The sequence below is a fragment of the Pseudomonas beijingensis genome (genome assembly GCF_030687295.1).
In the GTDB taxonomy this organism is placed as follows: Bacteria; Pseudomonadota; Gammaproteobacteria; order Pseudomonadales; family Pseudomonadaceae; genus Aquipseudomonas; species Aquipseudomonas beijingensis.
On record NZ_CP117425.1, the window covers coordinates 4,266,637 to 4,290,969 of the forward strand.

Here is a 24,333-nt window from a genome sequence, read left to right on the forward strand (position 1 = left end):
CCGAATTGGCATCCCCATAACAATAACGGAGCACACCATGCCCAAGAAGCTGCGCAGCAATTTCCCCTACGGCTCCTATTTATGGGCTGTGCGCGCCGCCCAGTGGCAAGCCTTGGGCATTGACGAAAGCGAGTTGGAGAAACCCAAGATCGCCATCGTGAACTCATCGTCCAACCTGGCGATCTGCTTCAGTCACCTGGATGGCATCGCAGAGGTCCTCAAACAGTCGATACGCGATGCCGGCGCCCTGCCCTTCGAAATTCGTACCGCCGCGCCCAGCGACTTCATCACCGGCGCCGGTGCCGGCGGCGCCTATATGCTCGCCGCCCGCGACCTCATCACCAACGACATCGAAGTCGCGGTCGAAGGCGCTCAGCTCGACGGCATGATCTGCCTGGCCTCCTGCGACAAGACAGTACCGGGCCAACTGATGGCCGCCGCCCGCCTGAATATCCCGACCCTGGTGGTGGTCTGCGGATACCAGCCAAGCGGCGAGTACAACGGCAAGCATGTCGATATCGAAGACGTGTTTATCAGTTCCATGCACGTGGTGACCGGCAAGCTGCCGGTTGAAGAGCTGGCCGGTATGGCCCGCAATGCAATCAAGGGCCCGGGGGTCTGCTCGGGGATGGGCACCGCCAACTCGATGCACCTGGTGTGTGAAGCCCTGGGCATGGCCTTGCCTGGCAGCGCGCCGATTGCCGCCAACAGCCGGCAGATGTTCGATTTCGTGCGTCAAGCCGGCCAACGCATTGTGGAAATGGTCGAGGAAGACCTCAAACCACGCGATATCCTGACCCCCCATGCCTTCGCCAACGCCGTAGCGACCATTCTCGCCGCGGGCGGCTCCGTCAACACCATCAAACATATGCAGGCGGTGGCCGCCGAAGGCGGCGTTGATGTGGACGTCTATCAACTTTTCAGGGACTTGGGAAACAAGGTGCCAGTGCTGGTCGGTGTACGGCCGGTGGGAGAACACAGCATCGAGCAAATGGAGGCCGCGGGCGGTGGGCGCGGCCTGCTCAAGCGCCTGGAGCCTCTGCTGCATGGCGACGTGCTGACGGTCACCGGAAAAACCCTCAAGCAAAACCTTCAAGGGGTGACCGTCAGCGATGACACGGTGATCCGCCCGTTGGACAACCCCTTCGCCACCCAGCCCGCCATCGTGATGTTACGCGGCAATATCGCGCCCCAGGCAGGCATCGTCAAATACGGCATCGACCCGAACAAGATGCGCCGCTTCGAAGGCCCGGCGATCTGTTTCGAGCGCTCCGCCGATGCCATCGAAGCCTTGCAGGATGGGCGCATACAGCCTGGTCACGTGGTGGTCATGCGCGGTGCCGGTGTGCGTGGCGGCCCGGCCATGGGCGGCGGCGCTTCAAAAGTGGTGTTCGCCATCGACGGTGCCGGGCTCGGCGACCACGTGGCCATGCTGACGGACGGCCATCTTTCAGGGTTGGTGTGCAAGGGCCTGGTGGTGGCCGAAGTTGCGCCTGAAGCGGCCGTCGGTGGCCCGTTGGCGCTGGTGGAGGACGGCGACATCATCACCATCGACCTGGACCATAACCGCCTCGACGCCCATATCAGCGAAACCGACATGCAGGCGCGACGCGCCCGTTGGCAGCCCCCGGCACCGCAGTTCGGCGGCTGGCTGGACATCTACCGTCATAACGTGTCCTCCATGGAGCGCGGTGCGGTACTGATCAAGCCTCGCGACATCACCCACGCCGGAGACCTACCGCAATGAGGTTGCGCGACGACGAGAAAGCCATGCTCGCCGGCGATCAAGGTCCGGCGGTGCAGAAAGCCATGGATCTGCTGGTGCGTTATGGCGAGGCCCTGGATGCGCAATGCCTGGTGGACACGCGCAATGTGGCCGGAACCATCGGTGCCACTACCCCTTTCCTGCGTCAGTACGCTGAACGTGAGGGTGGCATGGACGCGGTGTTCAGCGAGTTCAACCTCGACAGCGCCGAGGTGGTCCAGATCCCCAAGGTCAAGGTCTTCAGCAGTCACCTGCAACAGGGCATCGACCCTCGGCATGCCGAACGCCAAGGCATCTCGCCGGATGTGGTGCGCATTTATGAAACCGGCCAGGCCTACAGCAGCGGTCTGGGCGTACAACCGTTGAACACCTGCACGCCCTATCAAGTCGGCAACGTGCCGGTGAAAGGCGAGCACTGCGCCTGGATGGAATCCTCTGCGGTGATCTACATCAACTCGGTCCTCGGCGCCCGCACCAATGCCGAGGGTCGGGAAAGCACTGGCGCGGCGATGCTGACCGGCAAGATTCCCTATTGGGGCCTGCACCTGGACGAGAACCGTCGCGGTACCCACCTGATCCAGTTGGATACAGACGTGAACACCACGGCTGACTGGGGACTGCTCGGCTACTGGGTCGGTGAACAGGTGCAGGATTGCATTCCAGTCATCGAGGGGGTGAGCCACCAGCCCAACCTGGCTCGCCTCAAGCACTTCGGTGCCGCGGCAGCTTCCAGCGGTGGCGTGGAGATGTATCACCTGGTCGGGGTCACGCCTGAAGCACGTACTCGCGAACAAGCGTTCGGCGCCACCCGGCCTTCAGCTACCTTGCGCTTTGGTGAAGCCGAACGGCGCTGGGCCTACGAGCAAGTCAACGTCACGGCGCGCGATGCACAAGTCGACTTCGTCATGCTTGGCTGTCCGCATTACAGCCTCGAACAAATCTGGGAAGTCTGCCAACTGCTGGAAGGCCAGCGCCTGAGTGCGAACACCGAGCTCTGGATATTTACCGCAGCGTCGATCAAGCAACTGGCTGACGTGGCCGGCTACACCCGCATCATTGAGCAGGCCGGTGGGCATGTGATGACCGATACCTGCTCAGCAATCGGCAAGGTGCTGCCCAAGGGCACTCGCGTGGCGGCGGTGGACTCGGCCAAACAGGCCCATTACCTGCCGGCGATCATGGGTATCCAGGCGTGGTTCGGCACCACCGGCGAATGCATCCAGGCGGCCATCGACGGCCGGTGGAAAGGAGTATTGAAATGAGCGCAACCTTTACGCTCCGAGGCCGCAAGGTCGTTGGCGGCTGCTTCGAAGGCGAAGCCCTGGTGACCCATGACCGCATCTCTGGCTGGGGCGGCATCGACCCGCGCAGCGGCACCGTCATTGAGACGCGCCACGAGCTCAAGGGCATCAGTTTCGCCGGCAAAGTCCTGGTGTTTCCCGGCGCCAAGGGCTCGTCCGGCTGGTCCTCGCAGTTCCATATCGCTCGTCTCGCTGGCGTGGCCCCTGGCGCCATGCTGTTCAATGAAATGACCGCAAAAATGGGCCTGGGCGCGGTGGTCGTGCACGCACCCGCCATGACCGGTTTTACCGAGGACCCGCTGGAGCGGATCCGTACCGGGGACTGGGTGCGCGTCGATGCCGACGCCGGGATCGTCGAAGTGACCCCGCGCTCATCGTGCAGTGACCCGCCCATACAGCCCAACGGTTCGCAGCGAACGCCGACGCCGTCGTAACCCGAAGAAACCTGCTGAAAACAACCGTTCCCCGTGGCCACCGGTCAACGGGTTCGGGCTCGGCCGCCTTTTTTACACCTCAAAGGAAGTTTTATGGCTCATGTCATTCGCACGGTACGCCGTACCAGCGCCCCCACCCCTCAGCGCCTGCAAGCTGACGTTTGCATTGCCGGCGCGGGTATTTCCGGTATTTCCGCCGCCCTGGAGGCCGCCGCGCTCGGCAAACGCGTCGTGCTGTTCGATGCCCTGCCGATGCTCGGCGGCCAAGCGGTCGGCTCGATCATCGGGACTTTTTGCGGCTTGTTCTCCAATGGTCCGAACCGCCAGTTGCTGACCCATGGCATCGCCGACGGCATCCTTCGCGACCTGGGCGCCTCGGGCGATTTGCACCAGTCCATCGGCCCCTTGACCACCGTGGTTTACTACGACGAAGTGGCCCTCGGTCGCTGGATTGGCCAAAAGGTGCTCGACGCTGGCATCACCGTGGTGCTCGGTGCGGTGTTGCGTGAGGTGGTGCGCGAAGGCACGCGGGTCCGGGAAGTGGAGTTGGCCACCCGTTATGGCGACGTGCGCGTGGCGGCCGACGGTTTTATCGATGCCAGCGGCGATGCGGCACTGGTCTGGAACGCCGGGCTCGCCTGTCGCGAGCCGGATACGCCCATCTATGGCACCCAGATGTTCGTCCTTGAGCATATCGATGAAGCACACCTGCCGACTCGCGCGCAGTTCACCGAACGGGTCAAGGAAAAAGCCAGGCACTACGGTATCGAGCGCGACGATGGCTTGTTCTTCCAGTTCCCCGGACGCGGCACGGCGGCGTTCAACATGACGCACATCGAAACGCCCCTGGATCCGGTTGCCGCCTCTCACGTCGCCATCGCCGGGCGCCAACAGGTGGACCAGGTGATCAATCTCCTCAAAGCGGAGTACCCCCAGGCCTACGGCAAGGCCAGGGTGCGAGCGTATGCACTGCCAGGCATTCGCCAGACCCGCTGGATCGTCGGCCAACATCACCTGACCACCGATGAAGTGCGAGCCGCTACGATGTTTCCGGATGCAGTGGCGCGCACGTCCTGGCCGGTGGAATTGCACGGCAACAGCACCGGTTATCAGTGGGAGCCCTTTGGCGACGATCATGTCCACAGTGTGCCGCTGCGCAGCATGCTCCCCGAAGGCAGCGATAATCTGGTGGTCGCGGGCCGCTGCATCGACGCCGACGCGGCCGCGCTGTCGAGTGTGCGGGTGATGGGGCCGTGTATCGCCATGGGCGCCGCCGCCGCCCATGCGCTGGATCTGGCTGGCCCGGACGGCCGCCTGAGTGATATACCCGCGCAGGTCTTGCGCGAACGGCTGGCCTTCAATCTGGAATAGGTTTTCAAGCAGTTCGATGCGCCCGCCGTGTGCACGGGGGGCGCCACTCCAACAACAATAAAAATGCAGTGGAGAACGCACATGTCACAGCCCCGTACCTTGGATGTCGCGGCGCTTATAGAAGGCCGCAAACTGTCACGCTTCAACTACGTGGTGATTCTGGTCTCGGTATTGATCACCTTCCTCGACGGCTTCGATTTGCTGGTGCTCTCCCACACCGCCTCCTACATCGCCGATGAGGTCGGCCTGGACAAGATCCAACTGGGTGAAATCTTCTCCATCGGCCTGCTGGGCATGATGCTGGGTGGTTTTTTCTTCGGCTACCTGGGTGATCGCATTGGACGGCGTCCCACGATTCTGTTCTCTACGTGCTCGTTCGGCCTGTTGACGTTGCTGTTTGTCATGGCCGACAGCTACGCATCGCTGATGGTCCTGCGTTTTTTCAACGGCTTCGCCCTGGGCGCCATGTTGCCGTTGTGCTGGGCCTTGAACATCGAGTTCGTCCCCAAGCGTTATCGCTCCACGGTGGTCACCATCATCATGGTCGGGTTCAGCCTCGGCAGTGCGATGGCCGGCCCGCTGACGGTGTGGCTGGCGCCGCATATCGGTTGGCAGGGCGTGTTCGTGTTCGGCGGCGTGGTCACGCTGTTCGCCTGGGTGCTGTTGTTGTTCACCTTGCCCGAATCGGTGCGTTTCCTGGCCAGCAAGCGTAAGGCACCGGAGAAAATCGCGGCGATTCTCAAGCGCATGGATCCGCATCTGGATGTGCGCCCCACTGACCAATTCGTCCTGTTGGACGAGCCGGACATCGGTCGCCAGGCATTTCGGGTCAGCCAGTTGTTCATCGGCCGCTTGAAATGGATCACGCCCATGATCTGGCTGGGCTACTCCGCCAGCTCCATGGCCATGTATTTCCTCGCCTCCTGGAGCCCGCTGGTCTATCAATACGCCGGATTCGATCGCGCGACAGCGTCGTGGGTGAGCTCGATTGCATCGTTCAGTGGTGCGATGGCGGGCCTGGCGATGATGCGCTTCGTCGACACCCGCGGACCATACATGGTGATGATCTATCCGTTGCTGGCCTTGCCTTTCCTGCTGGTACTGGGCATCAGCGGCATGCAAGGCACCGCGTTCCTGATGCTGAGCCTGGTCGGCGGCGTGTTCGTCAAAGGTTCCCACTATGGAATCCTCAGCATTGCCGGGATTTTCTACCCCAGTGCCATTCGCGCCAATGGCGCCGGCTGGGCCACCTCCATCGCCAAGATCGGCTCGATCCTCGGCCCATTGCTGGGCGCCTATGTACTCAACAGCGGCCTGCCGGTGGTCAAGAGTTTCCTGGTCCTGGCGGTTTGCCCCGCCGTGCTGGCGGCCTGCGCCTTCGTCATCGGCCACCTGACTCGCCGCCATCGTGAGGCAGACCCGCTGCCCGCCCCGTCACAAACCTGAGCACCTTCCTGCTGACTTACAACGCCTGACCCAGGCAGCCCGTACCGCGTCGCTATCGACGCGGTCAGGCAAAACTCGTCCTGAATAATCCTATTGATCCTGAGAGCAATAAAAATGAACAGGAACCTTATCGTCGCCACCGCCCTGACGCTCTGTGGCCCAGTTACCTACGCCCATGCGGACTTCATCAAAGACAGCAGCGCGACACTGACGACGCGCAACTTTTACTTGAATCGCGATTTCCGCCAGAGCGACGCGCCTCAGGCCAAGGCCGAGGAATGGGCCCAAGGCTTCATCGCCGAGCTTCAGTCCGGCTACACCGATGGCACCGTTGGCTTCGGACTCGATGCCCTGGGTGAACTGGGGATCAAGCTCGATTCCGGCGCGGGCCGCCGTGGCGGTGGGCTGTTGCCTTATGGTCCCGACAGCAATCAACCGGTGGACGACTACAGCGAACTGGGGCTGACCGCAAAAATGCGCCTGTCCAAGACCCAGCTCAAGGTCGGAACGCTGATGCCGATTCATCCGCTGGCGTATTACAGCGATACTCGACTGCTGCCCTCCACCTTCACCGGTGCCTACCTGACGTCCGGCGAGCTCGACCACTTGACCGTCACCGCAGCCAGGCTGACCAAAGCCAATGGCCGCGACTCATCCAGCAACGACGACATCAGCTATGCCGGCCAAAGCAGTGATCACCTGGACCTGCTCGGTGGCGATTACACCGTCAACAAGCAACTGACCCTGCGCTACCACTACGGTGAACTGCAAGACATCTACCGTCAGCAGTTCGCTGGCCTGATCCATGTACTGCCCCTGGGGGAAGGCGTGAGCCTGCGTTCCGACCTGCGCTACGTCGACAGCGACGATATCGGTGTTGGAAAAGCCGGGAAGATCGATAACCGCAACTTCAACGGCATGTTCACCCTGACCGTCGGGGCCCAGCGCTTCTCCGCCGCGTTCCAGCGCCTGTCGGGCGAGAGTGTGTTTCCAGTCATCGATACCGGCACGCCCTACGTGGCGAACCTGGTCACCTACAACTCGTTCACCAAAGCCAACGAGAAGTCCTGGCAGTTGCGCTACGAATATGACTTCGCCGCGCTCGGCGTACCCGGCCTGACCTTCATGACCCGTTACGTGAAAGGCAGCGATATCCAGACGCGCACGGTCCGCGACGGCAGTGAGTGGGAGCGTGACACCGACCTGGCTTACGTTTTCCAAAGCGGTGCCCTGGAAGGCCTGAACGTGCGTTGGCGCAACCTCACCTTTCGCTCCGGGAATGGCCTGACCCAGCAGCTCGATGAGAACCGCCTGATCGTGGCTTACACCTGGAAGCTGTGGTGAACCTCGCCCACCGGAACCCGCTCGCATACGTCTTATCGGGAGAACACCCATGACGTCGTCACGTGCCATTGATGTCGCCGCCCTGATCGAGGGGCGCAAACTGTCGGGCTTCAACTATCTGATCATCTGTGTGTCGGTGCTGATCACCTTCCTCGATGGTTTCGACTTGTTGATGCTGTCCCATACCGCCGCCTATATGGCCGAGGAAATAGGCCTGGACAAACTGCAACTGGGCAACATTTTTTCCATCGGATTGTTCGGCATGATGCTGGGTGGGTTCTTTTTCGGTTATCTCGGCGACCGCATCGGTCGCCGTCCGACCATCATTCTGTCCACCAGCGCCTTTGGTGTGCTGACGCTGCTGTTCACCTTTGCCGACAGCTACGCCTCGCTGCTGGTGCTGCGTTTTCTCAACGGGTTTGCCCTGGGCGCCATGCTGCCGCTGTGTTGGGCACTGAACATCGAATTCGTGCCCAAGCGCTACCGTGCCAGCGTGATCACCATCATCATGGTCGGCTTCAGCCTGGGGGGCGCGGCGGCCGGTCCACTGACCGTATGGCTCGCGCCTCAGTACGGCTGGGCCAGCGTGTTCGTGCTGGGCGGCATCGCCACGCTGCTCTCCAGCGTCCTGTTATTCTTCACCCTGCCGGAGTCGGTGCGGTTTTTGGTGAGCAAGCAGAAGCAGCCGCAAACCGTGGTGCGCATCCTCAAGCGCCTGGATCCCGACATCGATGTGCGCGCCGGGGACCGCTATTTTCTGGCCGATGAAATCGACATCGGTCGCCAGCCATTTCGGGTCGGACAGCTGTTCGTCGGTAAACTGAAATGGATCACGCCCATGATCTGGATCGGCTTTGGCGCAAGCTCCATGGCCATGTACTTCCTCGCGTCATGGAGCCCTCTGGTGTATCAGTATGCGGGCTTCGACCGGGCGACCGCGTCCTGGGTGAGCTCCTTCGCGTCCTTCAGCGGCGCCATGGCCGGGCTGGTGCTGATGCGAGTGGTCGACACCCGGGGGCCCTATGCGGTGATGATCTACCCCCTGCTTTCATTACCCTTCCTGCTGGCGCTGGGCATTGGCGACCTGCAGGGTAACGCCTTCATTGCACTGAGCATGGTCGGCGCCATTTTCGTCAAGGGCAGTCACTACGGCATCACCAGCATCGCCGGGATTTTCTACCCCAGTGCCATTCGCGGCAACGGCGCCGGATGGGCGGCCTCCATGGGCAAGTTCGGCTCGGTATGCGGGCCGCTGCTCGGTGCCCATGTGCTCAACAGCGGCATGCCTGTCGTGAAGAGCTTCGCGGTATTGGCCCTGTGTCCTGCGGTGCTTGCCGTGTGCGCCTACACCGTGGCGCGCATCGATAGACGCTCAGCCATGGAAGCCGAGCTATTGAACCCGGCGAAACCCTGGAAGAATTTCAATCAGTAACCCGCTTCCTTCTGATGTCGGAACGCCAACAAGTACACGGTTTCTTCCGCGGGGACAAAACGGTAAAGCGGAGGCAGGTTTTACAGCGGCCATAGCGTGGATCCCTATGCTCCCCTCATTCATTATTTATTCGATTTCAGAATTATCCATATAGCCAACGAAACTAAGCAAACGACCTTTCAGTCACCTATCTTGACCTCAGCATCTGCCAATCTGGCTGGATGCTGGAACGTATTCAACGGATCAGGGACGCCATCCAATGGCTCCGGACACAGTTTGATCCAGCTGCTCATACGTCCACTTCGATTGAAAACCGCAAGACCGATAAGGAGATCACCTCTGTGGTGGATGTGCAGCAAACATTGGACTCGGTTTCCCTTCACATTCCCTTTGGCGGCGACCTTGCGTACGGCGCCACCTTATTGATAACGGCCAACTGACGCCCGAACCCGAGCCTAAGGAAGCCGCTCATGGCAATCACGCAAAATACCCGTTTGGTGCAGGTCGACAGTCCTCTCGGCGGTGATGTCCTGCTGCAGGGCATGGAAGGCAGCGAAGAACTGGGGCGGTTGTTCCACTACGAATTGGACCTGACCTCCGAAGACCGGGCGATCACGTTCGACCAGTTGCTGGGCAAGCCGATGGGCCTGACCCTGGAGCTGTACGAGGGTGGCAAACGCTATTTCCACGGCATTGTCTGCAGTTGCCGGCAGTTGACCGGGCACGGCCAGTTCGCCGGTTATCGCGTCAGTCTACGGCCCTGGTTCTGGCTGCTCACGCGCACCTCCGATTGCCGGATTTTCCAGAACAAGACGGTGCCGGACATCATCAAGCAGGTGTTCCGCGACCTCGGGTTTTCCGACTTCGAAGACAGCCTGAGCGGTAGCTATCGCGAGTGGGAATATTGCGTGCAGTACCGCGAAACCAGCTTCGATTTTGTCAGTCGGCTGATGGAGCAGGAAGGCATCTATTACTACTTTCGCCATGAAAAGGGCCGTCACGTGCTGGTGCTCGCCGACGCCTACGGCGCCCACTCCACGGCGCCGGACTATGCCTCGGTGCCCTTCTACCCGCCCGATCGGCAAATGCGCGAGCGCGATCATTTCTACGACTGGCAACTGGCGCGAGAAGTCCAACCCGGCTCGCTGGCGCTGAACGACTATGACTTCCTGCGCCCACGCGCCAGTCTTTGAGGTGCGCTCCAGCGTGCCGCGCAACCACACCAACGCCGACTACCCGCTCTACGATTACCCGGGTGAGTATGTCCAGAGCAACGATGGCGATCACTACGCGCGTACCCGCATCGAAGCCATTCACAGCCAGTTCGAGCGTGTGCAATTACGCGGCCGCGCCCGCGGCATCGGTTGCGGTCATGTGTTCACGCTGACAGGGTACGACCGTGCGGACCAGAACCGCGAGTATCTCGTGGTGGTCGCTCGTTATCAGATTCGTCAGGATGCCTATGAAAGCGGGCAGTCGGACGTCGCCGAACAATTCGTCAGCGAGCTGGACTGCATGGATGCCAACCAGGCCTTCCGCCCTCTGCCCCTCACGCCGATGCCCATCGTCCGTGGACCGCAGACTGCCGTGGTGGTGGGGCCCAGTGGCGAGGAAATCTGGACCGACCAATATGGTCGGGTCAAAGTGCATTTCCATTGGGATCGCCATGACCAGTCTAATGAAAACAGCTCCTGCTGGATTCGCGTTTCCCAGGCCTGGGCCGGCAAGAACTGGGGCTCCGTGCAGCTCCCGCGGATCGGTCAGGAAGTGATCGTCAGTTTCCTCGAGGGCGATCCGGATCGGCCGATCATCACCGGCCGTGTCTACAACGCCGAACAAACCGTGCCCTACGGGTTGCCGGCCAATGCCACCCAGAGCGGGGTGAAAAGCCGTTCAAGCAAGGGCGGCTCACCGGCCAACTTCAATGAAATCCGCATGGAGGACAAGAAAGGCGCCGAGCAGCTGTTTATCCACGCCGAAAAAAACCAGGACATCGAGGTCGAGAATGACGAGACCCACTGGGTTGGCCACGACCGGCGCAAGACCATCGACAACGACGAAACCGTGCACGTCAAACACGACCGTACCGAAACCGTCGATAACAACGAAACCATCACCATCGGTGTGGATCGCAAGGAAAAGGTCGGCAATAACGAAACCATCTCCATCGGTGTGAACCGCACCGAAGATGTCGGCAGTAACGAGAAAATTAATATTGGTGCCAATCGCACCGAGAGCGTGGGCAATAACGAGACCATCACCATCGGTGCCGACCGCACGGAAAAAGTCGGGGCGAACGAAAAAATCACCATCGTCAGCAACCGGACCGAGGACGTGGGAGGCAACGAAACCATCGGCATCAGCGGCAACCGTAACGAAACGGTCCAGGGTAACGAAGGGATCGAGATCAACGGCAACCAGAGCACCCAGATCGGCCAGAATGAATCCCGCGACGTCGCCCAGAACCGCACCACCAACATCAAGCAGAACGACAGCCTGGACGTCGGCAAACACTTCGCCCTCACCGCGGGTGACTCGATCAGCCTGACCACGGGCGCGGCCAGCATCACCATGAAGAAGGACGGCACCATCGTGATCAGCGGCAAGAACATTACCATCGACGGTTCCGGCGCCATCAACATCAAGGCGAACAAGAACGTTGTCGTCAAAGGCCAGAAAATCCTGCAGAACTAGCCAAGGAGTGGGTGCCATGACCGTTGAATATCATTTTCCCGTTTCCCCCTCCGCCACGTCCGTGCGCGTGGATGGCGTCGTGATTGGGGTGCTGCTGGATGTGCCCAGTGCGGATGCCCCTGTGGTGGCCTTCCCTTGCTGCCCCGGCGAAACCGGCCTCGCCGCGCGCACCACTACCCCACTCGCCCGTGAAGATATCGGCGCCCAGGTCGCGCTGATGTTCGAGGCGGGCAACCTGAGCCGACCGCTGGTGATCGGTCGCATCCAGCGCCTGCCGCAAACCACAACACCAGCCGTCGCCCACCTGGACGGCGAGCGTCTGGAGTTTTCGGCAGAGCGGGAAATCGTCCTGCGCTGCGGCAAGGCGAGCATCACCCTCACACGCGAGGGCAAGGTGCTGATTCGAGGGACCTATCTCTCGAACCGGTCCTCCGGCGTGAACCGTATCAAGGGCGGTTCGGTGCAGATCAACTAGACAGGTAGTCGACTCATGGAGCTGCTCAACGCCAGCAAACTGCTTGCTGCCTACACCCAAGGCCTGGAGCCCGATGGCCGCGAATCCCTGGTGATAGTGGCCAAAGGCACTTTCAATTTGCCGCTGGACGGCCGTGCGGCAACCCTCGCCGACACCCAGCAACCGCTGCTGATGGCCGATACCTTCCTCGGCGAGCCGGGGCTCAGCGCTCCGCTGCAGGAAATGGACTTCGCCCCGGTCAAGCCATTCTGCGATGTGCTGGTACGCGGCAAGGCCTATGCTCCAGGCGGGCGGCCCGTGACGCAGCTGGCCGCAGGCATTCGTGTCGGTCAGATGAGCAAAGCCTTTTCCGTCCTTGGCCCCCGCCAATGGCAACCGGGGCTACTGGGGGTTTCTCCCGGTTTACCGCAACCTTTTACCGAGCAGGACATCTCCTATGCCCAGGCCTACGGAGGCTCCCATCCCATGGCCAAGAATCCGGACATGCGTCATTGCTACCCGGACAATCCAAGCGGTTGCGGTTGGTTCCCAGGCAGCATCGACAGTGCTGAAGTCGCTTACAAGCCAATGCCGAATACGGAGGAACTGGGCAAGCCGATCGACAGCCCCTCCGGCGACTTCCGCCCCATGGCTCTCGGCCCCCTTGGCCGTAGCTGGCCGCAACGCGCCCGTTTCGCCGGTACTTACGACGAGGCCTGGTTGGCCGACTGCTTTCCGTTTCTGCCGCAGGATTTCGACAGCCGCTACTTTCAGGCCGCCCCTGACGATCAGCAGATTGCTTACCTGCGTGGCGGCGAGGAGGTGCTGCTGCTCAACCTCACGCCCCGGGAGCGCACGAGCTTTCGCATCCCCGAAATGGACGTGCCGGTGACCTTCTTTCTGAAAAAAGGCGGCCACGAGACCGTGCAGGCGGTCATCGACACCCTGCTGATTGATACGGATTCGCTCCAGGTGCAGCTGACCTGGCGTGTCTCCCGTCCGCTGCGACGCAATATGTTCGAGATCGCCCAGGTGCTGGTCGGCACAATGTCCACGGGGTGGTGGCGCGCCCGTGAATTGGGCAAGGATTACTACCCGTCGCTCTCCTCCCTGGTTAAAGCCAAGCAGGCGCCCGAGGAGATGGACGGGTGACCGCACTTTGCATCATCGGCTCCGGCATGGTCAGCGCTGTCGGCCTCAGCGCACCCGCGAGCTGCGCGGCGATCCGCTGCGCCATCGACAACTTCCAGGAGACCCGCTTCATCGACCAAGGTGGAGAATGGCTGATGGCCGCCAGCGTACCTCTGGAACAGCCCTGGCGCGGCCGCACCAAGCTGATCAAGATGGCCGCCCGCGCCATCACCGAAGCGTTACAGAGCACCCCCGGGGTCGACCCGGAAAAGACCCCGCTGCTGCTGGGGGTGGCCGAAGCCGAGCGTCCCGGCCGTCTGGATGGTCTCGATAAAAGACTGTTGCAGGACATCGAAGCTGAACTGGGCCTGCGCTTTCATCCGGACTCCAACATCATCGCCCGCGGCCGGGTCAGCGCCGCCGTGGCCCTGCTTAATGCACGTACGCTGATCTACCAGGGCGGCCATCGCCACGTGCTGGTCGCCGGCGTCGATTCGTTTCTGTGCGGACCAACCCTCGCAGCCTTCGAAGAACGCGAGCGTCTGCTGACCAGCAAGAACTCCAATGGTTTTATTCCCGGCGAAGGTGCTGCGGCCGTGGTACTGGCCGCCCCGGTTGCCAGCGCAACGCCGCAACTGGCTTGCATCGGCCTGGGGTTCGGCATGGAGAAGGCCACGGTGGAGGCCGAAGGCATTCCCCTGCGCGCCGAAGGCCTGACTCAAGCTGTGCGGGCGGCCCTGAGCGAAGCCGGCTGTGGGTTGGAGCAAATGGATTATCGGCTCACCGACATCTCCGGCGAGCAGTACTACTTCAAGGAAGCCTCCCTGGCCCTCAGCCGGACCCTGCGCGTGCGCAAGGAGTTCTTCCATCTCTGGCACCCGGCCGACTGCATCGGCGAAGTCGGCGCCGCCATCGGCCCGGCCATGCTCGCCGTTGCGTTGGCCGCCAGTCGCAAGGGCTACGGCGAAGGTCCGAATATCTTCTGCCACCTCGGCAACGACGCCGGCGAACGCGCCGTCGCATTGCTCAGTTACCAGACTGTGAGGGCTGCGTAATGGCGAATGAGGTCTACGCCAACAATATGGAGGTTTCCTGCAAGGCGGCCGACGGCAAGTCGATTGCCTGCTTTCCGGACGTCTGCTTTACCCCGCCCCAGGCCCCACCCACCCCGCTCGGTGTGCCCATCCCCTACCCCAACACCGGCATGGCCAAGGACACCACCAGGGGCACGCGAACGGTGAAGATCAGTGGCAAGGAGGCCATGCTCAAGGACAAGAGCTATTTCAAGACAAGTTATGGGGATGAGGCTGGAAACGCTCCAAAAAAGGGGATCATCACCGGCAAGATCAAAGGGAAAGTCTATTTCACAGCCTGGTCGATGAATGTGAAGTTTGAAGCTGAAAACGTCGTGAGAAATATGGATCTGACCACCCATAACCACGGATCGACAAGCAACACCGGCCCTTGGCCTTATCAAGATGCAATTGCGATGGATACCGCTGGTCATCCTTGCCAACCAATGGCAAACGATATTAAGACCCAATGCTCTGGTGCCAATGACAAAAGCGACAAGTGTTGTAGCAGCCGAAAATGCCTGCTTATGCCGAAGACCCCGAACCGTTGTTGCGACGGCGCGGATGGCAAACCGATGACAGGCCACCACCTGCTTCCATCCAATGAGTTCGTCGCACATGCCATCCGAGGCTCCGCCGACGCAACGACGAACTATAAATCGGACAAGGCCCCCTGTCTCTGTGTGGAGGGCCATAGCCATTCAAAACGTACCGAGCATGGGCAGGTAGGGTGCAATTACACCGTCGAAAGAAATGCTTGGCTCGCTAATCCTGCCAACCGAGGCAAGGCCTATACCCTGGCCGTCGGTTGCGAGATAGGCGCGAAGTCGGCGGTTGGCAAAGTCAATGCTCCACCCGGAGCCAAAGGATGTGACAAGGAGTGCCTGCAAAAGCAGTTGGACAATGGTCACCAGAAGATGGAATTGACGGTGAAACCCAACGATCCGCTGCCCAGGGCGAAACAGCCACCAGCCGCCATAGTATTGGACGATTAACAAGCACGGGATCTAATGAAGATGAACGGAATATCAGATGCGGAGTTTATTGAAGGGGCCTTTATTCAGGAGGGTGTTAGTCCGGTCGCGGGTATCATCATCGCTGCCTGTACCATTGGCGACGACTATGACAATCCAAAGAACAGGATTGGCGTTAGAAAGCAGGATGTCTGGCTTGAGTTCGGATTGTCTGCAGAGGCTATTCTCTCGGTTGATGCCGCGACTGACGGCTCCGCTTACGTCTTGGGTGAGAACGGTTCAGTCGTGCGTTTCGACTGGAAATCGCCAACAACAAGAGAGGCGCTCAAAGCCTCGCGAAAGCCCTTCGCGAACGCTGCCGTCGGTAACATCGGACCACTGCGTAGAATTCGTATCCTAGGTGATGATGTGATCTGCGCAGGATCTGTCGGCCAGGTCTATCGCTTGCTCGGCGATAGGTTCGAAACGCTGCCGAAGTTAAGCGTTGGCAATCAGGATGTGACCATTGAGGATATCGCCGGAAGCAGTCGCAGCGATATGGTCGCTGTAACCTCCGATGGTTACGCTGCGCATTTCGACGGTACAAGCTGGGCCGTTCTTGATCTACCAAGCAACGCGAGTCTTACCAGTATCTGTCGGCTGGACAACGGTCACTATGCCATTGCTGGCAAGAATGGAACCGTACTGATCGGCGTTGCAGATCAATGGTCCATTGTTCAGCCGATTGACACGAAAAGAAGCTACTGGGGGGTGGCGGCCTATAACGATCAAATATATGCAGCCCATTTGGCCGGTGTGGACAAAGTCGCCGGACAGACTCTGATCGCCTTGGACATAGAAGAAGCAGACCTCCAATTCACAGTGCTTCGAAGCAGCACCGAAGGGGTGTGGTCCTTCGCGGAGAGAACGATTGGGTTGATCCGCGATGATCAATGGCAAACGATAATGAAGTGACGCGTGCCAAGGGCAGGCCAAGTCATTCGAAGGTTCCTGTAGAAGAACCGCTGGAGGCGAATATTCATCATGCTGGTAACTTCCATTGTTCTGGACCAACACGCCGAAGAAGCCAGCTTCCTCGCCGTCCTGCGCGACTATGCCCTGCGCGCCCCGCACTACGACATCGAGCACCTCGACAAACTCGATAACCGCCTCGACGCCCACTTCGACGGCTTGCGAATCGCGGCCCCTGGCGGCCTGGAAACGCTACTGGCCCAGCTCGGCCCACACGCCATCGGAGAGATGTTCGCCTGCGTGGTACTGGCCTTCGAGGCGGCCAATGCAAAAGTGTTGTCGCGGCTCAGCGAGCATTTGCGCAGTGCCTTGGAAACCGAACGCGGCTACCTGATGGCTTTGGGGTGGCTTGACTGGGAACGGGTCGCGCCCTGGATCGAACGCATGCTCTCCTCCCCCGAGCCCCTGTTCCGCCGCCTCGGTCTCGCCGCCTGCGGCATGCATCGCCACGACCCAGGCCCCGCCCTGCTGGCCGGACTTTCCGATGCCGACCTCAGCGTGCTGGCACGTGCTGCGCGCACGACGGGCGAGCTGCGCCGGCGTGACCTGCTGCCGGCGCTTCGAGCCAACCGCCAGCATGAAGACGCCGCCACGCGCTTTTGGGCCAACTGGGCCGCCACCCAAATGGGCGATCAGCAGGCCTTGGAGCCTCTGCGCTCATTCGCCGAACAACAGGGTGAATTCCAGTACCGCGCGCTCTGTGTGTTGCTGGCCTGGCAGGAACGCGAGCCCAGCATCGCCTGGATACGCCAATGGGTACAAGATCCCAGGGATCGGCGCATCGGTATCCAGGCCCTTGGGCTGCTGGGCGATCCGGTCTGCGTGCCCTGGTTGATCCAGCAGATGAGTGACTTGCCCTTTGCCCGGGTCGCTGGCGAAGCCTTCAGCCTGATCACCGGCGCCGACCTGGCGCTACTCGACCTGGAATTGCAGACCCTGCCGGAGTTCGATGCGGGCCCGAACGACAATCCTGAAGATCCCAATGTCGCCATGGACCCCGATGAAAACCTGCCCTGGCCCGACCCGCAGGCAATCGAAAGCTGGTGGCAAGCCAATGGTGGACACTTCCAGGTGGGGACGCGTTATATGCTGGGACTGGCGCACAGCGAACACAGTTTTCAGCAAGCCCTTGTCCGCGGCCAGCAACGCCAACGCATCACCGCCGCCTGCGGTCTCGCCCGCTTTCGACCCGACGAGGCGCTCTTCCCGACCAGCGCACCGGCCTGGCGGCAAAAGCGGTTATTGGGCATGACAGCGGTGTTCGGGCGTTGATCAGGGTGTATATATAGCGCGCCGACGCCGGCAATCAATTCCCCCTCTGGAGGCACCATGCCAAACGCAATAGGACAGAACCCCGTGGCACTCATCAGTGGGGTTGGAAGTGAGATCGGAATCGGCATGGCGATCGCGCGCAGGCTGGGCGCGGCGGGAGCCAGATTGATCATCACCGCCAGCAGTGCCCGCATCCTTGAGCGCGTCGCAGAACTGCGTGCCGAAGGGTTCGACGTCGAAGGGCGAGCCCTCGACCTTACCGATGAAAACCAGGTACGTGAGTTTATGCTGTGGGCAGAGTCCCTCTGGGGGGCAGGTCGATATTCTGGTGAACAACGCGGGCATGGCGATGCAAGGCAGTCCGGAGTTTTTTTCCGACTTGGCGACCATGGACCTGCACACCTGGAACCTGACGCTGGCGCGAAATCTCACCACGGCCTTTCTTCTTACACGGGCGGTTCTGCCCGGCATGCGGGCACGCCGTTACGGGCGCATCGTCAACATCAGCTCCACGACCGGCACCCGCTGCAGTAACCCCGGTGAAGCGGCTTACAGCGCCGCGAAGGCTGCGATGGTCGGCATGAGCATGAGCCTGGCGCTGGAAGTCGCCCAGCAAGGCATCACTGTAAACAGCGTCGCGCCCGGCTGGATCACCACAGGTTCGACCACTGCCGAAGAAGCCAAGGCGGCCGGTCACACTCCGATGGGTCGGGCGGGACGGCCTGAAGAGGTGGCTGCACTGGTTGCTTTCCTTGCGTCTTCAGAAGCGAGCTACCTCACTGGCGAAGTCATCGTGGTGGATGGCGGAAACTGTCTGGTGGAGAACAAGGCCCCTTGATCTGAACGTGCGCCCCAGGCATTCGTCACGATTCGCGTCATAGGCCAGTAACCGTCCTCCAGGCGCCGCAGGAAAACCGGCACCATTTCACCCCAATGCGCGCTGATGACTTGCAAATTGGGGTGCTGGTCGAACACTCCCGCGAGCAACAATCCAGAGTAAGCGTCGGCTATGAAGCGTATCCGTTATCACAACTACGGCGGGCCGGAGGTGATGCGGCTAGCAGCCGACTTGCTCCATGGCCAACCTATTTCCCCTGTGGGAGCGAGCTTGCTCGCGATGAGGGCCACCCATCCAACATCCCTGTAACTGAACCACCGCTATCGCGAGCAAGCTCGCTCCCACAGGGGGGCTGGGGTGGAGATGGATGTTGTGTCTGCTGAAGATTGAAGGTGGGACATATCCCAGTGAGTCACTTGAACAACTCGGTGCTCATGAAATCAATGAACACCCGCAGTTTCGGCGCCAGGTGTTTGCTTGAGGGCCAGAGCATGCGGAAGGTGCTCTGATGCCGATTGAAGTCGTCCAGGACGGTGACCAGTTCACCGGCAGCGATGGCCTCCCGCACAGTGAAATCCGGCACACAGGCGATCCCCAGCGCATCGTGCACAACGTGCAGCAACGCCTCGGTGGTGTTGCAGACCAGGGTCGCCGGCAGGTTGAGTTCCGGCTCTCCGTCCCCGTTTACCGGCCAGACTTGCATCCTGCCGGTACTGGGGAACTTGTACAGCAAGCAGGCATGACCCAGCAGGTCCGCCGGTGCGTGCGGGGTGCCGTGCTCGGCGAAGTACCGGGGCGAACCGACCACAACGAGCTTGAACGGGCCCAACGGCCGGGACATCAGTCGGGAGTCGTTCGGCTCACCCGTCCGAATGACCGCATCGAAACCCTCCTCGATGATGTCCACCAGTCTGTCGGAAAAATCCAGGTCCAGTTCGATACTGGGGTAGCGGCGCATGAAGGCAATCAGCGTCGGCATGACCAAATCCGCAACGAGGGGCAAACTCACACGCAGTTTGCCCCGTGGCGCCTTGCGGGTTTCCGACAGTTCCAGTTCGGCTGCTTCGACCTCGCAGAGAATGCGCCGGCAACGTTCAAGAAACAGCGTCCCTTCCGCCGTCAGCGTGATACTGCGTGTGCTGCGATGAAACAGCCGCACACCCAGCCGCGCCTCAAGCCGGGCGACGCTTTTGCCCACCGCCGAAGACGAAATACCCAGCGCCCTACCCGCCTCCGAAAAGCTGCGGGTTTCGGCCGCGCGCACAAAAAAATCAATCCCGCTCAGTGATTCCACGCCACGCTCCCATTGCGGACATTTTTTCCGATGTGTTGTGCACTCTAGCATTCTTGTCTCGACAAAGACGGGCACCTACCGTAGTCGACACTTATCAATCTGCGATTGACCACGTCGTTCCGGCGGGTCAGGCGCGTTCCAGGCAGGTAACACATGACGATTGCCAACACCCATATCGACGCAGAGGCCGAGGTTGTTCAAGGTACTGCACCGCTCCCCATCGGTTCACTGTTTGCCCTCGCACTGGCGGCGTTCGTGACCATCCTCACCGAAGCCTTGCCCGCCGGTCTTCTTTCGCAGATCAGCGAAGGGCTGGCGATCTCCGAGGCCCTGGCCGGCCAGTTGGTAACGGTCTACGCGATAGGTTCCTTGCTGGCGGCTATTCCATTGACGGCCGTGACCCAAGGCATGCGGCGCAGACCGCTCTTGCTGCTGGCCATCGCCGGCTTCGCCGTTGCCAATACCGTTACGACACTGTCCACTCATTATGCTTTGACGATGGTCGCGCGCTTGCTGGGCGGCGTATCGGCCGGACTGCTGTGGGCCTTGCTGGCCGGTTATGCCGCCCGCATGGTGCCCGAGCACCAGAAAGGTCGAGCGATTGCGATCGCCATGGTGGGCGCACCCTTGGCGTTATCCCTGGGTGTACCGGCCGGCACGCTGCTCGGCAACCTGATCGGCTGGCGGATGAGTTTCGCCATCATGAGCCTGTTCGCCGTGGCCTTGATGGTCTGGATACGACTCAAGGTGCCTGACTTTCCCGGGCAAACCACCCACAAACGCCTTGCCTTGAGCCAGGTCTTCAAGCTGCCGGGCGTGCGCTCGGTGTTGTTTGTGGTGCTGGCTTTTGTTCTGGCGCACAACATTCTCTTTACCTATATCGCTCCGTTTTTGACGGCGGTGGGCCTAGGCGAGCGGACGGATCTGGTCCTGCTGGTCTTTGGCGTCGCGTCGTTGCTGGGGATCTGGGTCGTCGGCGTGCTGATCGATCGCCATCTACGGGCGTTGACGCTGGCAGGCACGGTGCTCTTCGCCCTTTCGGCAATGATGCTGGGGGCGATGAGCGACAGGCCTGTAGCGGTGTATATCGCCGTGGCCGCTTGGGGAGTTGCTTTTGGAGGGGCTGGGACACTGTTCCAGACGGCCATCGCCAAGACTGCGGCAGAGGCGGCGGATCTCGCCCAGTCGATGCTGGTCACGGCCTGGAACCTCGCCATTGCCGGCGGCGGGATCGTGGGAGGTGTCCTGCTCGATCACCTGGGGGTCGTTGCGTTTGCGCCTGTCCTGGTCGTTCTCCTGCTGCTGACGTTGGCGGTGGTGTGGTCTGCCAGCAAGTGCGGGTTTACACGAAGCCTTCAGTGACGATTGTTGGTCATCTTCGCTCAAGTCTCGTGCTCTGCAGTCAACCCAGGGTTAGCGCTTGCCCGGTATTTCGACAGGCTTACCCAGGCCAGCGGAATTGCGCTCAGGCAGGCTGCGGCAAACAACCAGTGCGCTGCCGCCAGAGCATCCCCGCTCTGTCGGTAGATCAGGGTAATCAGCGTCGGCGTGGAACTGCCAAAGAGGGTCACCGACAAGGCGTAGGCCAGCGAGACCCCCAGGGCCCTGACTTGCACCGGAAACAGCTCGGCCAAGGCCGCCGAAGCCGGCCCCGTGTAAAGCACCATCAGCACTGCCAGCCCGCATTGGAAGCTGATCAACGTCTGGAGACTGGGGCTGTTGTTCAACCATACGAACCCTGGGTATACGCAGAGCGCGACCCCCACGGAACCGATGAGCATGACGGTATAGCGCCCGATACGGTCCGATAGCAGTGCGGTCAAGGGACACAATAGTGTGATGAGGCCTACCAGCACCAACCCCAGGTAGGCCTCGTTGCGCGGAAGCTCAAGCACCATCGATGCATAGGTCGGCATGAAATTGATCAATTGTGTCGCAACAGTCCAGAGGACGACGATCAACACCCCCATCACGAGGTTGGGCAGGTAGGGGCGCAGGCTTGTCCCCTTTCCTGGCAGTGCTTGATTAGCCTGGTCATCGAGAAAGCGGCGCAGCGGCTCGCTTTCCTCAAGGCTGCGGCGAATCTTCAGACCGGCGACCACGACCAGCAGCCCAAAGACATAGGGCACGCGCCACCCCCACTCATCCAACTGGGCTGGCGTCAACGCGCTCGACAACAGACTCGCACTTAAACCGCATAGCAGGAATGATCCGGCTTGCGCCACTTGTTGGCTGGAAGCAAATAGACCACGACGGTCGGCAGGTGCCGTTTCGACAAGATAGGCCAACGCGCCACCAATCTCCCCGCCTGCTGCAACCCCCTGCAATATGCGCGCGACGACAATGCTCAGCGGTGCCCACCAACCAATGGCCTGATAGGTCGGGCAGACCGCAATAATCAGGGTTCCGGCGCCCATCAGCATGATGGACAGGGTCAGCGCGGCCTTGCGTCCCCGGCGATCGGCATAGCGCCCCATCAACAGCGCCCCCAACGGCCGGGCAACGAAGCCGACCGCGAGCGCCAGGTAGGAAGCGAGCAACGACATCAATGGGTCGGAAGCCGGAAAGAACGCCGCCGCGATCTGCAAGGCAAAGATTGCAAACAGGGTGAAGTCGAACCATTCCAGCGCGGCGCCCACACTCACCGCCAGCACCAGCTTTCTGCGCTCGCGCCCCTGGTTATCCAGGGCGGTAGCGCTCATTGCTCACCCCCGGCGGGAAGTGGGGGCAATGGCTCACAACACGCCAGGCGGCGCAGGAACTGCTCACAGGCCTCAAGCTGAGCCAGTTCCACATACTCGTTTGCCTTGTGCGCTTGCTTGATACTTCCTGGGCCGCAGACGATCGTGGGAATCCCAGCGGCCTGGAACAACCCGGCCTCGGTGCTGTACGCCACTCGCTGTCGGCCATGGGTCATTGAACTCGCCTCGCGAACCCACTGCGCGAATGCCTGATTGCCCTTCTCATCCAGCCCCGGGGTATGCAGCGTGTGGAAAAACTCAATGGACGCCCCCGCAGCGCGATCATTCATCTCACTGTGCATGGCCTGGCTGGCGTCCTCCTTGATCTGTACCAACAGCTGCTCGGCATCGCACCCGGGCAGGTAGCGAATCTCGAAGTCAAAATTGCATTGGCCAGGAATGACATTGCCTGCCACACCGCCGTTGACCCGGCAGACCTGAACGGTGGTGTACGGGACATCAAACCCACTGTCCAGCGGCCCCTTTGCCAGCCGTCTGGCCACCCGCTGAAGCTGCATCTGTACTCGCGCGGCATAGTCGATCGCGTTGACCCCCTCGCTGGGCAACGATGAGTGCGCCACCTTGCCGTGGACACAGCAATTGATTTCATGACGCCCTTTGTGGCCGATCACCAACGCCATTGAAGTCGGCTCGCCGACAATACAACCGGCGGGTTCCAACTGCGCCTGCGTGATAAATGGGGCCAGGTGTTTCGCCCCCATCGCGCCCACCTCTTCGTCATAGGACAGGGCCAGGTGAAAGCTTTGCCGTGCAGACGCCATCAGCTCTGGAACCATCGCCAGCACCACGGCGATAAACCCCTTCATATCCGAACTGCCACGACCGTACAGCCGCCCATGGTCCAGGTGGGCGCTGAACGGATCCTGCGCCCAGGCTTGGCCCGCTACGGGCACCACGTCGGTATGTCCGGACAGGATGATGCCGCCGGGGCGCGGCGGGCCGAGACTGGCAAACAGGTTCGCCTTGCGCCCGGAGACGTCCGGCAGAATTTGGGCCTGCACCCCGACGCCGTGCAGGTACCCGCTCACCCATTCGATAAGGTCCAAATTGGAGCGGTCGCTGACCGAAGGGAAACCAATCAAGGTGCGTGCGATCTCCAACGTGCGTGCCAGCACGCTGCGGCCGTCATTCGAGCAAGCGTCTGCCGCCCCCTGCGCAAAGGCCAAGGAAAGAGTCATGGGATGCTCCAGCAAACAGAAGTCTATTTTTGAAGGGCGACCGGCATAGGCCCTGAATGAACAACGCGCCTGTCTCGCGAAAACCAGACGTTGGACAACAACACCGCCACGCACACCAGCGTAACCAGGACTGGCACCCAGGGGCTATGCCAGGTGGAGAGTACGAACTCGGCCGCCAAGGCAATGACCGGCACGCACGGCGTGAGAATGGACACCCGCCCGCCTCCCAAATGCTGAATGGCAAACTGCAGGGTGAACACCGGAATCAGCACGCTGACAAACGCCAGCTGGATCAATTGACCGAGCATGGCGGTATCAAGCGTGAGCAATTGGTGCAAGTTTTCCCGGCCGACCCAGCCCGTGACAATCAATAGCAGGAAGAACCTGACGCACAGAATATCCATGGCGCTGTACTTGCTGTCACGGTTCAGTCGAGCCGAGCAGAACACATAGATCCCACCGGTGATCCCGGCGACAGTGGCCAGGGCAATGCCCTCATGCAAGTTGACAAGACTGACCTGGGCCGTGACTCCAAGCGCGAGGCGCATAAGGACCAGGG

The 24,333-nt window shown here is 61.0% G+C and carries 18 protein-coding genes and 2 pseudogenes; 16 read left to right on the forward strand and 4 right to left on the reverse strand.

Going from position 1 to position 24,333, the window contains the following annotated elements; all coding sequences use genetic code 11:
• The first annotated feature begins 37 nt into the window (after window positions 1-37).
• The 15 genes and pseudogenes from ilvD to PSH84_RS19235 all read left to right on the forward strand — a co-directional run bounded on the left by ilvD (window position 38) and on the right by PSH84_RS19235 (window position 18,540).
• On the forward strand, window positions 38-1,747 hold the full coding sequence (ilvD, locus tag PSH84_RS19165) for a dihydroxy-acid dehydratase (RefSeq protein ID WP_305481581.1): 1,710 nt from the start codon (window positions 38-40) through the stop codon (window positions 1,745-1,747).
• A complete protein-coding gene (locus PSH84_RS19170; RefSeq protein ID WP_305481582.1) occupies window positions 1,744-3,027 on the forward strand; it encodes an aconitase X in 1,284 nt (427 codons plus the stop codon). The genes ilvD and PSH84_RS19170 overlap by 4 nt, the downstream gene beginning before the upstream one ends.
• Entirely contained in the window at window positions 3,024-3,500 is a 477-nt protein-coding gene (locus PSH84_RS19175) for an aconitase X swivel domain-containing protein (protein ID WP_305481583.1), read from the forward strand. Before PSH84_RS19170 ends, PSH84_RS19175 begins: the two co-directional genes overlap by 4 nt.
• 93 nt (window positions 3,501-3,593) lie before the next feature.
• Entirely contained in the window at window positions 3,594-4,871 is a 1,278-nt protein-coding gene (locus PSH84_RS19180; RefSeq protein ID WP_305481584.1) for an FAD-dependent oxidoreductase, read from the forward strand.
• Window positions 4,872-4,952: 81 nt separating this feature from the next.
• Window positions 4,953-6,317, forward strand: a complete 1,365-nt coding sequence (locus PSH84_RS19185; RefSeq protein ID WP_122564827.1) for an MFS transporter — start codon at window positions 4,953-4,955, stop codon at window positions 6,315-6,317.
• A gap of 114 nt (window positions 6,318-6,431) precedes the next feature.
• A complete protein-coding gene (locus PSH84_RS19190; RefSeq protein WP_305481585.1) occupies window positions 6,432-7,661 on the forward strand; it encodes an OprD family porin in 1,230 nt (409 codons plus the stop codon).
• Between the two features lie 49 nt (window positions 7,662-7,710).
• Entirely contained in the window at window positions 7,711-9,093 is a 1,383-nt protein-coding gene (locus PSH84_RS19195; RefSeq protein WP_305481586.1) for an MFS transporter, read from the forward strand.
• A gap of 470 nt (window positions 9,094-9,563) precedes the next feature.
• Window positions 9,564-11,787: pseudogene (locus PSH84_RS19200) on the forward strand (type VI secretion system Vgr family protein).
• Window positions 11,788-11,803: 16 nt separating this feature from the next.
• Window positions 11,804-12,262 carry a DUF6484 domain-containing protein gene (locus PSH84_RS19205; RefSeq protein WP_305481587.1) on the forward strand — a complete coding sequence of 153 codons (459 nt, stop codon included), beginning with the start codon at window positions 11,804-11,806 and terminating at the stop codon, window positions 12,260-12,262.
• A gap of 15 nt (window positions 12,263-12,277) precedes the next feature.
• Entirely contained in the window at window positions 12,278-13,393 is a 1,116-nt protein-coding gene (locus PSH84_RS19210) for a DUF2169 family type VI secretion system accessory protein (RefSeq protein WP_305467037.1), read from the forward strand.
• A gap of 26 nt (window positions 13,394-13,419) precedes the next feature.
• A complete protein-coding gene (locus PSH84_RS19215) occupies window positions 13,420-14,427 on the forward strand; it encodes a beta-ketoacyl synthase N-terminal-like domain-containing protein (RefSeq protein ID WP_305483184.1) in 1,008 nt (335 codons plus the stop codon).
• Complete coding sequence (locus PSH84_RS19220) at window positions 14,427-15,440, forward strand: PAAR-like domain-containing protein (protein ID WP_305481588.1); 1,014 nt, start codon at window positions 14,427-14,429, stop codon at window positions 15,438-15,440. Before PSH84_RS19215 ends, PSH84_RS19220 begins: the two co-directional genes overlap by 1 nt.
• Window positions 15,441-15,461: 21 nt before the next feature.
• The gene (locus tag PSH84_RS19225) at window positions 15,462-16,373 is read left to right on the forward strand and encodes a hypothetical protein (RefSeq protein ID WP_305481589.1); all 912 of its coding nucleotides are present in this window, start codon (window positions 15,462-15,464) and stop codon (window positions 16,371-16,373) included.
• Window positions 16,374-16,442: 69 nt separating this feature from the next.
• Window positions 16,443-17,702, forward strand: coding sequence for a TIGR02270 family protein (locus PSH84_RS19230; RefSeq protein WP_305481590.1), 1,260 nt, complete (start codon window positions 16,443-16,445; stop codon window positions 17,700-17,702).
• A gap of 57 nt (window positions 17,703-17,759) precedes the next feature.
• A pseudogene (locus PSH84_RS19235) lies at window positions 17,760-18,540 on the forward strand (SDR family NAD(P)-dependent oxidoreductase).
• 412 nt (window positions 18,541-18,952) lie between these two features.
• Here PSH84_RS19235 and PSH84_RS19240 read toward each other — a convergent pair.
• Complete coding sequence (locus PSH84_RS19240; RefSeq protein WP_305481591.1) at window positions 18,953-19,834, reverse strand: LysR family transcriptional regulator; 882 nt, start codon at window positions 19,832-19,834, stop codon at window positions 18,953-18,955.
• 153 nt (window positions 19,835-19,987) lie between these two features.
• Between PSH84_RS19240 and PSH84_RS19245 the strand changes: the two genes are divergently transcribed.
• Window positions 19,988-21,196, forward strand: a complete 1,209-nt coding sequence (locus PSH84_RS19245) for an MFS transporter (RefSeq protein WP_305481592.1) — start codon at window positions 19,988-19,990, stop codon at window positions 21,194-21,196.
• Between the two features lie 20 nt (window positions 21,197-21,216).
• Here PSH84_RS19245 and PSH84_RS19250 read toward each other — a convergent pair whose 3' ends face one another.
• From PSH84_RS19250 to PSH84_RS19260, 3 genes are read right to left on the reverse strand one after another with little or no spacing between them, the layout of a single operon-like run.
• The gene (locus tag PSH84_RS19250) at window positions 21,217-22,536 is read right to left on the reverse strand and encodes an MFS transporter (RefSeq protein ID WP_305481593.1); all 1,320 of its coding nucleotides are present in this window, start codon (window positions 22,534-22,536) and stop codon (window positions 21,217-21,219) included.
• Entirely contained in the window at window positions 22,533-23,774 is a 1,242-nt protein-coding gene (gene argE / locus PSH84_RS19255) for an acetylornithine deacetylase (RefSeq protein WP_305481594.1), read from the reverse strand. Before argE ends, PSH84_RS19250 begins: the two co-directional genes overlap by 4 nt.
• A gap of 23 nt (window positions 23,775-23,797) precedes the next feature.
• Window positions 23,798-24,322 carry an EamA family transporter gene (locus PSH84_RS19260; protein ID WP_305481595.1) on the reverse strand — a complete coding sequence of 175 codons (525 nt, stop codon included), beginning with the start codon at window positions 24,320-24,322 and terminating at the stop codon, window positions 23,798-23,800.
• Window positions 24,323-24,333 lie beyond the last annotated feature (11 nt).